12 protein-coding genes and 1 other RNA gene are annotated in these 10508 nt (G+C 67.9%); 2 read left to right on the forward strand and 11 right to left on the reverse strand.

Going from position 1 to position 10508, the window contains the following annotated elements; translation table 11 throughout:
- Together VF794_RS37230 and VF794_RS37235 are read right to left on the reverse strand one after the other, a co-directional pair.
- The coding region (locus VF794_RS37230; RefSeq protein ID WP_331118025.1) for a hypothetical protein at positions 1-387 on the reverse strand (387 nt) is incomplete at its 3' end.
- 42 nt (positions 388-429) lie between these two features.
- Positions 430-1509 carry a hypothetical protein gene (locus VF794_RS37235; RefSeq protein ID WP_331118027.1) on the reverse strand — a complete coding sequence of 360 codons (1080 nt, stop codon included), beginning with the start codon at positions 1507-1509 and terminating at the stop codon, positions 430-432.
- Between the two features lie 77 nt (positions 1510-1586).
- Between VF794_RS37235 and VF794_RS37240 the strand changes: the two genes are divergently transcribed.
- Entirely contained in the window at positions 1587-2726 is a 1140-nt protein-coding gene (locus tag VF794_RS37240) for an acyl-CoA dehydrogenase family protein (RefSeq protein ID WP_331118028.1), read from the forward strand.
- A 2-nt stretch (positions 2727-2728) separates the two neighbouring features.
- On the opposite strand, the gene VF794_RS37245 is transcribed toward VF794_RS37240, so the two are convergent.
- Both VF794_RS37245 and VF794_RS37250 read right to left on the reverse strand, forming a co-directional pair.
- Entirely contained in the window at positions 2729-3016 is a 288-nt protein-coding gene (locus VF794_RS37245) for a hypothetical protein (RefSeq protein ID WP_331118030.1), read from the reverse strand.
- A 12-nt stretch (positions 3017-3028) separates the two neighbouring features.
- Positions 3029-3436 carry a hypothetical protein gene (locus VF794_RS37250; RefSeq protein WP_331118032.1) on the reverse strand — a complete coding sequence of 136 codons (408 nt, stop codon included), beginning with the start codon at positions 3434-3436 and terminating at the stop codon, positions 3029-3031.
- 75 nt (positions 3437-3511) lie between these two features.
- On the opposite strand from VF794_RS37250, the gene VF794_RS37255 reads away from it, so the two are divergent.
- Entirely contained in the window at positions 3512-4156 is a 645-nt protein-coding gene (locus VF794_RS37255) for an RlmE family RNA methyltransferase (protein WP_331118034.1), read from the forward strand.
- Here VF794_RS37255 and VF794_RS37260 read toward each other — a convergent pair.
- The 7 genes from VF794_RS37260 to ssrS form a co-directional block, all read right to left on the reverse strand.
- Positions 4153-4845 (reverse strand): SOS response-associated peptidase, encoded by a 693-nt coding sequence (locus VF794_RS37260; protein WP_331118035.1) that lies wholly within the window; start codon positions 4843-4845, stop codon positions 4153-4155. The two genes, VF794_RS37255 and VF794_RS37260, sit on opposite strands and share 4 nt — an antisense overlap.
- Before the next feature lie 30 nt (positions 4846-4875).
- Complete coding sequence (locus VF794_RS37265; protein ID WP_331118036.1) at positions 4876-5901, reverse strand: hypothetical protein; 1026 nt, start codon at positions 5899-5901, stop codon at positions 4876-4878.
- Between the two features lie 89 nt (positions 5902-5990).
- A complete protein-coding gene (locus tag VF794_RS37270) occupies positions 5991-7178 on the reverse strand; it encodes a hypothetical protein (protein ID WP_331118037.1) in 1188 nt (395 codons plus the stop codon).
- A 157-nt stretch (positions 7179-7335) separates the two neighbouring features.
- The gene (gene tyrS, locus VF794_RS37275) at positions 7336-8598 is read right to left on the reverse strand and encodes a tyrosine--tRNA ligase (protein ID WP_331118039.1); all 1263 of its coding nucleotides are present in this window, start codon (positions 8596-8598) and stop codon (positions 7336-7338) included.
- 44 nt (positions 8599-8642) lie between these two features.
- On the reverse strand, positions 8643-9434 hold the full coding sequence (locus VF794_RS37280; RefSeq protein ID WP_331118041.1) for a TIGR00282 family metallophosphoesterase: 792 nt from the start codon (positions 9432-9434) through the stop codon (positions 8643-8645).
- Positions 9431-10057: a 5-formyltetrahydrofolate cyclo-ligase gene (locus tag VF794_RS37285; RefSeq protein ID WP_414641011.1), complete on the reverse strand. Its 627-nt coding sequence runs from the start codon at positions 10055-10057 to the stop codon at positions 9431-9433. Before VF794_RS37285 ends, VF794_RS37280 begins: the two co-directional genes overlap by 4 nt.
- Positions 10058-10085: 28 nt before the next feature.
- A non-coding RNA gene (gene ssrS, locus VF794_RS37290) (6S RNA) lies at positions 10086-10276 on the reverse strand.
- Positions 10277-10508 lie beyond the last annotated feature (232 nt).

The following is a 10508-nucleotide window of genomic DNA, read 5'->3' on the forward strand; positions in this document are numbered from 1 at the left end:
GTTGTTCTTGCCACGGGCGCTCAAGTCGAGCAGCGAGCCGCCGTTCGGATCGAGCAGGTTGGTGTTGCCGATGCCGGCGATGACGGCCACGGCCCGGTCATTGCCGAGGAGGATGTCGCCGCGAGCGCCGAGGGCATTGAGGCCACCGGGCACGGTCTCGGCGCCGGTGCTGGTGCCATCGCTACCAGCGCGACGGTCATCGGGGGTGAGCGTGCGGAGCTCCAGCTTCGAGCCGGAGGCTGCCTCACAGGAATAGCTGAGCTTGTCGCAGGGGCTGACGACTCGGCAGCCTTCGTCGTTGCCGAGGCAGCTCTCCTTCTTGCAACCGGCGAGCGTGAGCCCGGCCAGTGCGAGGCACAGGGCCAGGAGACGGAGGGGGGAGGGCATGGTGGGCCCTTGTATAACCTCCGAGGTGGTTCCTCCAGTGACTCAGTGCCAATAGCCCAGCCCGTGCGCGGCGTGGCAGGAGTCGCCGATGAGGTCGAGGTGGATCTGCGAGTGCGTCGACTTGAGGGACTCCATGTCGCGGAAGGCTCCTGACGCATCGAGTCGACGCACCGCGCCATCGAGCAGAGCGCGTGCCTGTTGCACCGATCGGGCTTGAGCGGGCGTGGGCTTCCAGCCCGTCTCCGCTCGGTAACGACCGAGCGTCTCGAGGAAGTGCCCGTAGAACTTCACCATCTGTACGAGCACGGGGAGGCGGTACGAGGGCGGGGCGGAGGAGAGGGCGGCGTCGTACTGCCGGGACTCGGAGGCCAGGCGGTAGAAGAGGACGTCCACCTGCATGTCGAGGCGCGGGCCCCACGCCCTGCGCACGGCGGGGTGGCGCGCGTGGGTGGCGACGGCCTGGAAGAGGTGGAGCCCGCCGCAGGGGTGCGCGTAGATGCCCTGCTTGCGCTTGGGCACCTGGGGCAGCCCGGCCTTCATGCCGGCCAGCAGCTCCGCCTGCTCGCGCTCGAGCAGGGCGAGGGCCTCGTCCATCACGGCGTCGAAGCGGATGCTCTCTCCGGTGCCATTGGTGAAGGTGGCCCCGGGGGGCAGCACGTGGGAGAGGGCATCGAGCGTCCAGGCGCCATGGGGCGAGAGGGCGGAATCACGGCGGAAGTCGCGCTTGAGATCCTCCACGAGCGCACCGAGGCTGATGGGGCCCCCGCTCGCTGGGAAGGACTTCGAGAGGGGATGGCCCGCGAGCAGCAGCGTCTTCACCTGGAGGTTCGGGTGGGGCTCCACGGGCGTGCCATCGGCGGCGAAGGCTTCGAAGCGGAGGTCGGCCTGGGAGCCCGAGCCCTCGCGGCGGAGGAAGTCCGAGACGATGACGTCCGCGGCGGAGCGCCCGTCGCGCGCCTTGAAGCCCCGGCCCTCCAGGGCGATGCCATGGGCGAGGGCCCAGGGGTTCTTCGGATCCGCGGCCCAGGTGCGGCACTGCGCGCGGAGCACCTCCTCGGCCGAGGCCCGGGCGGGCGGAGTGGCGGCGAGCAGCGCGAAGAGCGCGAGGGTGACAGAAGCCAAGATGACGTCCTTGTCCGCGAGGGAGTCCCTTGTACTATTGACTCTCCAGTCAATCACCCCGAGGAGCCACAGCAACCATGCCGAACCCGTTCACCGAGGAGCATGAGGCCTTCCGCAAGACGGTGCGCACGTTCGTGGAGAAGGAGATGACGCCGCACGCCCTGGAGTGGGACCGGGCGGGCATCTTCCCGCGGGAGCTCTTCCAGAAGTTTGGCGAGTTGGGCTTCTTCGGCATCAACCACGACCCGAAGTACGGCGGCAGCGGCCTGGACTACTGGTACGTCACGGCGTTCACCGAGGAGTTGACGCGCAGCCGCAACGCGGGCGTGAACATGGCGATGATGGTGCAGGGCCAGATGGCCACGCCGATCATCAACGAAATCGGCACGGACGAGCAGAAGCGCGAGTTCCTCGCGCCGGCGCTGGCGGGCGAGAAGATCGCCGCGCTGGGCGTGAGCGAGCCGGGGGCTGGCTCGGACGTGGCGAACCTCCAGACGACGGCGCGCCGGGACGGGGATGACTACGTCATCAACGGCTCGAAGATGTGGATTACCAATGGCACGCGGGCGGACTTCATCACGCTGGCGGTGCGCACGGGCGGGCCGGGGTACGGGGGCATTTCGCTGGTGACGTTCCCCACGGACGTGAAGGGCTTCGGGGTGTCGAAGAAGCTCGACAAGGTGGGGAACCTGGCCTCGGACACGGCGATCCTCTACTTCGAGGACTGCCGGATTCCCCGGCGCTACGTGCTGGGGGAGGAGAACGAGGGCTTCTACCACGTCATGACGAACTTCCAGGGCGAGCGCCTGGTGGGAGCGCTGTCGGCGGTGGCGGGGATGGAGCGGATGATTGAAGACGCGCTCCAGTACGGCAAGGAGCGGCAGGCGTTCGGCAAGCCGCTGCTGGGCTTCCAGGTGTGGCGGCACAAGCTGGTGGAGCACATGGCGGCCATCGAGGCGGCCAAGCGGCTGACGTACCACGCGGTGGATCTCTTCGACCGCAAGGAGAACGCGGTGCGGGAGATCTCCATGGCGAAGCTGTTCGCCGGAGACCTGGCGCAGAAGGTGGCCTACGACGTCCAGCAGTTCTTCGGAGGCATGGGCTACATCGAGGAGACGCACATCGCGCGGGCGTGGCGCGACATCCGGCTCATCACCATCGGCGGCGGCACCTCCGAGGTGATGAAGGAGATCCTCTCGAAGATGTCCGGCTTCTAGGGCTACTTCTTGCGGAACAGCGCGTCGGCGGCGGACAGCAGGTCATCCTTGGCCTGCTTCGCGTGCCGGCCGCCCTCGCCCACCTGGAAGAGGTCGCAGAAGTTGGCCCCGTCCTTGTCCGAGGGCACCTCGGCGAAGGGCTCCTTGCACTGCTTGGCCACCGTCTCGTCGAAGTGGCGGCAATTGCGGCAGGAGTGCACCTCCTCGCCACAGTGGGGACACGTGTCGCGCCGCCCCACCTGGTTGCCCACGATGTCGAGTTCGCCTCCGCAGTGCGCGCAGCCCGGCATCCTCCGAGTCCTCTAGGAGCGCGAGGGCCGGATGGCCGCACGCACGGGCACCGGCTCGGCGGACATGGCCGAGTCGAACTCCTCGGTGGCCTCGTCCAGCTCACCATTCAGCCGGCGCCACATGCGCAGCACCCACGCGCTCGCCGCCGCCAGCACCGCCAGCATGACGCCCAGCGCCTGCCCGCGCTGCCACAGGTGCGCCCGCTCCAGCACCACCCGGCGCTTCGCGAACGTCTCCAGCTCCTGTTTGGCCAGGGTGTCGTTGAGGCTCCGCGCATACTCGCCCGCTTGAGCCTTGCCGCGCTCCAGCAGCCAGTCCGCTTCCGTGCGCAACCCCTCCGCGCGGTACCAGCACCCCACCGCGCACACCGTGCACAGCAGGGCGATACACACCGCTGTCGTCACGCTGAACAGTCGCATGACACCCCCTCCGGACGCCGTTTCCACGAGTGCCCGACACCCGTGCCTGCTCCGACTTCCCGAAGACAGTAGCGGATGGTAGGGAGCGCTACCGCCATGGGCAAGCCCTACCGTCCGAAAGACCACTATTTCAAGAAAGCCAAGCAAGAAGGGTTGAGGGCCCGGTCCGCCTTCAAGGTGGACGAGATCCTCAAGCGCCACCCCTTCCTGAAGAAGGGCGCCGCGGTGCTCGACCTGGGCGCGGCGCCCGGTGGCTTCCTCCAGATTCTCGCCGATGCGGTGGGCCCCAGTGGCCGGGTCATCGGCGTGGACATCGTGCCCATCCGTCCCTTCTCCCAGCCGTTCGTGAAGACGGTGGTGCTCGACGTGCTGGCCGACGACTTCGACGCGAAGCTGCTCGAGCTGTACGACGGGCCCTTCGACGCCGTCATCTCCGACATGGCGCCCAAGACGAGCGGCATCCGCACCACGGACGAGGCGCGCAGCCTGCGTCTGGCCCGCAAGGCGCTCGAGGTGTCCACCACCCGGGGCCGGCCTGGCTCGGCCTTCGTGGCCAAGCTCTTCATGGGGGGCGAGTTCGAGGAGTTCCGCAACGAGGTGCGCGCCAGCTTCGAGGAGGTGAAGCTGGTGCGCCCCGAGGCCACCCGCGGCGCCAGCATGGAGGTGTATGTGGTAGGTCTGCGCCGCAAGCCCGTGGGGACGGGGACAGCCTCGCCCTAGCCCAGGAGCGAGGCCTGGCTGGCCACGCGCTCCACGCAGGCCACCACGTCGTTCATGGGCGAGTTCACCACGCGTGCCACCTCCCAGGCCTCCAGGGGCTCGTCCTCGTTGGGGACCAGCAGGGGCTGGAGCGCCGAGGCCTCCTGGGGCTCCGGGCGCAGCCACAGCTCCTGGGCCTCGGGCCGGAGGATGACGGGCATCCGGTCGTGGATGGGGGCCATGAGCCCGTTGGGTCCGGTGGTGATGACGGTGCAGGTGCGCAGCACCTCGCCGGTGTCCGGGGCCGTCCACTCCTCCCACAACCCGGCGAAGGCCATGGCGTGGCCGTCCTTGCGGCGGAAGAGGTAGGGCGTCTTGGGCTTCGTGCTCTGCTTCCACTCGAACCAGCCATCCACCAGCACGAGGCAGCGCCGGCGCTTGAGGGCGGAGCGGAAGCTGGGCTTCTCCGCCACCGTCTCGCCGCGGGCGTTGATGAGCTTGTTGCCGATGGAGGCCTCCTTCGCCCACGAGGGGATGAGCCCCCAGCGGTAGGCGTCCAGCATGCGCGTGCCGTCGTTGATGACCACGGGCATGAGCTGGGTGGGGGCGAGGTTGTAGCGGGGGCGCTCAATGGCGGTGCGGATGCCGGTGAGGGCGAACTCACGCGCGAGCGCCAGGGCGGGGGTCTGGATGGTGACTCGGCCACACATGGGAGGGGAGTATGCCCTGGGTCCGGGAGATTAGTCGCCGCAGGAGGGGCGCTCGTCGGTGGGGTAGAGGGTGGCGATGCCGTAGGTGCCATTGCGCGTGCCGCACCAGATGCGCCACGAGGTGCCGCCGAGGTCCGGCGCCGAGTAGACGCCGCCCTCCTTCTTGGCCCCCCCGCGCGCGCAGCAGCGAGCGAAGGCGCGCGTGCCGATGGACACCAGGGAGACGGGGTCCTCGGCCTGCGTGAAGCCGCCCAGCTTCTTCTCGGCGCAGGACCAGGGGGCCACGCCGCGGAAGCGGATGAGGTACTGCGAGCCCTTCAGCGCCTTGCCTCCGCGGGCCGGGCCGTCGTAGCAGAGCTTCCCCTCGGCCTCGAGCTGCGCGTAGCGGGGCAGGTAGTGCAACCCGCCGATGTTCTTCTCCGTCCACTCATCGCCGCAGAACACGTGCGTGAAGGCATTGCGCGGCCCGGTGCTCACCCACAGGGCGGTGAGCCACTCGAGGTTCGCCTGGCGCGAGCCCGGGCGTCCCGCCGCCGACAGCGCCCGCTGGATGCGCGGGTCGTCGTAGTGGGCGGACATGAAGCGCTGCACGTCGCCGCGGCTCACCGAGGCATCCGGGCGCGCCGGGCACATGCCGAGCACCTCGCGGTCCACGGGCGTGAGGGCCGGGGCCTGGCGGAAGAGGGGCGAGGTGCCGCAGGTCGTCGCGCAGCCGCTGGCCACGGGGACGTTGGAGGGCAGGGGAGTGGCGGTGGGCGCGCGGTCCCTCGACGCGAGGAACTCACCACTGAGGCGCGGCTTCTCCGGCAGGTCCGCCGTGCCGTCGCACTTCACCCAGCCCTCGCCAGTGGCCCCCTTGAGCTTGCACCAGGCCCGCTGGGGGCCGCCCTTCTTGAGGACCGGGTAGGCCGTGTCCGGCTCGACGGTGAAGACGACCTGGGTGGACTCGGGTTCGGCCACCGCTTCCAACCGCGTGCCGGAGACGAAGGCTCCCGAGGCGTGGGCGGAGAAGGGCAGGGTACACAGGGCAATCAGGAGCAGGGTCAGGGTGCGCATCGCTCGCGCAGGATACCCTCACCCCGGCTCCCTTTCAGAGTCCCCCAGCCCCGGGAACGCACCCCAGGGGCTGGAGGAAGGCAACCGCGTTACTTCACGGCGACGCCGACGGAGAAGCTGTCGGCGAGGGTGCCGTTGACGGCCCGCGAGGTCAGCTTGCAGACCGATCCGGCGGCGGGCGTGGTCCAGTTGAAGCTCGAGTTGCAGTAGCCACCGGTCGAGCAGCCGTTATAGGACCTCGTAATGCTACCGCCGCAGTCGGACTCCAGGTTGTTGTCGAAGGACCCGAAGGCCGTGCCGTAATCAATCTGCATCTCGATGTAGTACGTCGCCCCCGCCTGCACGGGGGGCAGGGTGGCGTTGGTGTAGTAGCGATACACGCTCCCGCCGCCCATCATGCCCGAGACGTAGATGCCGTTGATGACGGGGCGGGCGATGTACTCGCCATTCACCACGGCGGTGCCCTCACCCGGGCCGCCATCCGTCGGCGCCGTGAAGACCGTCACTTCGATCGTCTCGGTGACGCTCAAGCCGCGGGAGGAGACCTTCACCGAGAGCTTGCACACCCCCGGGGAGCTGCTGGACCAACCGGTGGAGGCGGAGAAGGGGTTGGTGAAGGTGCCGCTCGGGCAGGAGCTGAACCAGGAGTACGACAGCGCATCCCCATCCAGATCCACCGCATCCACCTCGAGCAGGGTGGAGCCAGTGGTGGTGATCTCCGTCTTGGAGGACTTGACCGAGCGGATGAAGGGCCCGATGTCACCCTGCGACGGCGGCGGCGTGATGTCGTAGATGCGCAGGGTCACCGAGGTGCTGCCGCCGGCCACGATGGTGATGGTCGCGGAGCCGGTGGCCACCAGGGTGCCGCTGCTCGAGCTGCCGCCGTCCATGGGCGGGGGCGGGGGCGAGCCCGCGTCGGAGTAGCCCGCGTCGGAGTCGTAGCCGCCGTCGGAGTAGCCCGCGTCGTAGGAGCCGCCGTCCGACGTGCCGCTGTCCGGCACGTAGTAGGTGGAATAGCCCTCGGCCTTCAGGGTGTAGTCCCCCGCGGGCAGCAACAGGCGGCCGGAGAAGGCGCCGTTGCCCGCGTGGTCCAGCGTCACGCTGACGTTGCCGGGCTGCGCGGTGACGACCATCCGGGTGATGTTGTACGCGGACAACCCGCGCACCGTCACCTGGGCCTCACCCTCGTTGGACTGCTGCGGCTCGTCCGGTTGGCACGCCCCCAGCGTGAGGGCCATGAGCAGGACACCCAGTGCGATCTCGAACCTCTTCAACATAGAATTCTTCTCCCGGGTGCCATGACGAGCGCCCCCCGGGCGACAGCTTTAGCGCAAAATTGTAATACTGGACAACTGGGCAAGGTGTGTCAGCCGTACGAGGTGGGCTTCTTCTGCGCGGACGCCCCGCTCGTGAGCCGTGACCCAGCCGCTCGGTTCAGGCCAGCTTGAGGCGGGCGGACTTGTGCTTGCCCACCTGCACCAGGTGCTCGCCCGCTTCCAGCTCGTGCTTCGGGTCCGACACCTTCTCCCCGTTCACCTTCACGCCGCCCTGGCCCATCAGCTTGCGCCCCTCGGTCACCGAGGCCACCAGCTTCGCCTCCGCCAGCGCCTTGGCCAGCAGCAGCTTCGGTGCCCCTCCCAGCGACACCTCCACCAGCGGCTGGTCCTCGGCGACGATCTTCTTCTGCGAGTAGCGCTCCTCCCAGGCCTGCATCGCGGTGCGCGCCGAGGCCTCGTCGTGGAAGCGAGCCGCCATCTCCTGCGCGAAGCCCGACTTGGCCGCCTTCGGGTGCAGCTCCCCGCGCGTCACCTTCTCCTTCAGCTCCCCCAGCTCCTTGAGCGTCCGCGAGGACAGCAGCTCGTAGTAGCGCCACATCAGGTCGTCCGAGATGCTCATCAGCTTGCCGTAGATCTGCTCCGGCGACTCGCTGATGCCCACGTAGTTGTCCAGGCTCTTGGACATCTTGTCGCCGGTGATCTTCCCGTCGACCAGCTTCGCGTCCAGGCCCTCGAGGATGGGCCCGGTCATGATGACCTGCGGCGCCATTCCCTCTTCCTTCATCAACTGCCGGCCCACCAGCAGGTTGAAGAGCTGATCCGTCGCGCCCAGCTCCACGTCCGCCTTGAGCGCCACCGAGTCGTAGCCCTGGAGCAGCGGGTAGAGGAACTCGTGGATGGAGATGGAGCGGTTCTCCCGGAAGCGCGTCTTGAAGTCGTCGCGCTCCAGCATGCGCTGCACCGAGTAGCGCGCCGCCAGGCGGATCATCCCCTCGGTACCCAGCTTGTCCAACCACTCGGAGTTGAAGCGCACCTGCGTCTTCGCCTGATCCAACACCTTGAAGACCTGCTCCTGGTACGTCTCCGCGTTGACCTTCACCTCCTCGCGGGTGAGCGCGGGGCGCGTGACGTTCTTCCCCGAGGGGTCGCCGATCAGCGCGGTGAAGTCACCGATGAGGAACACCACCTGGTGGCCGAAGTCCTGGAAGCGCCGCATCCGCGTGAGCAGCAGCGAGTGGCCCAGGTGCAGATCCGGACGACTCGGATCGAAGCCCGCCTTGATGATGAGCGGCTTGCCCGTCTCGTAGGAGCGCTCGAGCTTCTTCTTGAGCTCCTCGGGCACCTGGATGTCCATGGTGCCACGGGTCACTTCGTCGAACTGCTCCTGGGGCGTCGCCTTGCGCAGCGGATTTTCGGACATGGCGCGCGAAACCTAGCCGAAAAGCCCCGCCGAAACGCACGGAATCAGGTGCCCGGCAGGTGCTCGCGGATGCGCTCGATGCTGCGCGCCTTGCCCGTCTTGTCATCCATGTCGATGACCACGCCCTGGAGGTAGACGAGATTCTTGGCCACCTCGTAGGGGGTGTTGCGCAGGGTGATGAAGCGCTCGATGGAGAGCTCCTTCCTCACCCCGATGACGGAGTCCAGGGGACCACACATGCCCACGTCGGTGATGAAGGCGGTGCCGCCGGGGAGGATCCGCTCGTCGGCCGTCTGCACGTGGGTATGGGTGCCCACCACCGCGGACACCTTGCCGTCCAGGTGAGCGCCCATGGCGTTCTTCTCGCTGGTGGCCTCGCAGTGCATGTCCACCAGGATGCAGGGCGTCTGCTTGCGCAGCTCCGCCACCAGGTCCGGCGCCACCGTGAACGGGTTGTCCAACGGCTTCATGAAGACGCGCCCCTCGAGGTTGAGCACCCCGAGCTTGCGCCCGTCCGGCGTCTGGATGACGGTGTGCCCCCGGCCCGGCGCCCCCTTGGGGTAGTTGGCCGGGCGCAGCAGCAGGTGGGGGTTGTCCTCCACCCACGGGAGAATCTGCTTCTTCGTCCAGAAATGGTTGCCGCTCGTCAGGAGGTTGACCTCACTGCCGAGCAGCGCCTCGGCCGACTCGGGGGAGATGCCGGCACCGCCTTCGCTGTTCTCCGCGTTGGCGATGACCAGATCCACCGAGTGGCGCGCGATGAGCTTGGGCAGAAGGGTGCGCACGGCCATGACGCCCGGCCGGCCCACCACATCACCCATGAAGAGTACTTTCACGTGTCCAGGAAGTCCCAGTCGCGGTAGAGCCCGCGCATGGTCTCAGCTTCGGTGACGACGAGGTCCATGTCCACGTCATCCGCGTTGGTCGGCATGGTGTCGACCACCTGGTCTCCGAAGGCCAACCCCACCCGGCGACTGCGGGCCGAGGCTGCCTTGAGCGTGGCGTCGTAGTAGCCGCCACCCCGGCCTAGTCGCTTGCCGTCGCGTGTGAAGCCCAGTCCGGGCACCACGAAAAGGTCGATCTGATCCACCGGGATGAGCTCGGCGGAGTTGGTGGGCTCGCGTACTCCGAGCCGCCCAGGCTCCAACTCGCTCTCGGACCTGATGGCCCGGAAGGACAGGATACGACCATGGACGTGGGACAGCGGATAGCAGACGATCTTCTCGTCTTGCAGTGCCGCGATGAGGATGTCCCGTGTGGGCACCTCGCCCCGAATAGGAGCGTAGAGCGCCACCGTCCTCGCCTTGTTGTAATAGGGCGTTGCCAGGAATCGTGCCTGAACCTTCAGGCCGCGCTCGTCGATGATATCCGGCGTCATCGCCTTGCGCCGCGCCGTCAGTTCTTCACGGAGCGACACCTTCCGAGCTGCCCCCTCTTGCGCCACCGTCTCGCTCGCCACCAGCCCCACTCCCGCCAAGAGAAAGAAAAAGTCCCCCGCCGAATGGCCGTGTGCCTAGCGTCCATTGAACCCTAAAAAGCCAGGTGGGGACCAAATCTTGGCGCCGTAGGCTTCCCTCATCCCGCGAGGGGAGGGCTTGCACATGGAACCCGGAACGGACCCCGTTATGGACGTATCGGTTCGAATTTCTGCTGGGCATCACGCGCCCCGCAGGGGACAACCCTTTTCCTAACTGCAAATCCCTGTAACTCCTGGGAAATCCCAGGAATGCCTGGAGGAATGATAAGAACGCCGGGGGAGCGGGTCAAGCCATCTGGTGCGCGTTTACAACCCCGCCGGCCGCCTCCTATGATGGCCGACACTCCCACTCCATGACGTCCGTTTCCAGAACAATCGGCCTCGCGGCCCTGCTCGCCGCAGTCCCGGTCTCCGCGTGGGCGGGGGTGGCCCT

This window comes from Archangium sp. (assembly GCF_036389735.1).
Lineage (GTDB): Bacteria > Myxococcota > Myxococcia > Myxococcales > Myxococcaceae > Archangium.

Coding starts and splice junctions, on each gene's coding strand:
- VF794_RS37240 (WP_331118028.1), top strand. CDS start 1,587: ATGCCGAACCCGTTCACCGAGGAGCATGAGGCCTTCCGCAAGACGGTG.
- VF794_RS37245 (WP_331118030.1), bottom strand. CDS start 3,016: ATGCCGGGCTGCGCGCACTGCGGAGGCGAACTCGACATCGTGGGCAAC.
- VF794_RS37250 (WP_331118032.1), bottom strand. CDS start 3,436: ATGCGACTGTTCAGCGTGACGACAGCGGTGTGTATCGCCCTGCTGTGC.
- VF794_RS37255 (WP_331118034.1), top strand. CDS start 3,512: ATGGTAGGGAGCGCTACCGCCATGGGCAAGCCCTACCGTCCGAAAGAC.
- VF794_RS37260 (WP_331118035.1), bottom strand. CDS start 4,845: ATGTGTGGCCGAGTCACCATCCAGACCCCCGCCCTGGCGCTCGCGCGT.
- VF794_RS37265 (WP_331118036.1), bottom strand. CDS start 5,901: ATGCGCACCCTGACCCTGCTCCTGATTGCCCTGTGTACCCTGCCCTTC.
- VF794_RS37270 (WP_331118037.1), bottom strand. CDS start 7,178: ATGTTGAAGAGGTTCGAGATCGCACTGGGTGTCCTGCTCATGGCCCTC.
- tyrS (WP_331118039.1), bottom strand. CDS start 8,598: ATGTCCGAAAATCCGCTGCGCAAGGCGACGCCCCAGGAGCAGTTCGAC.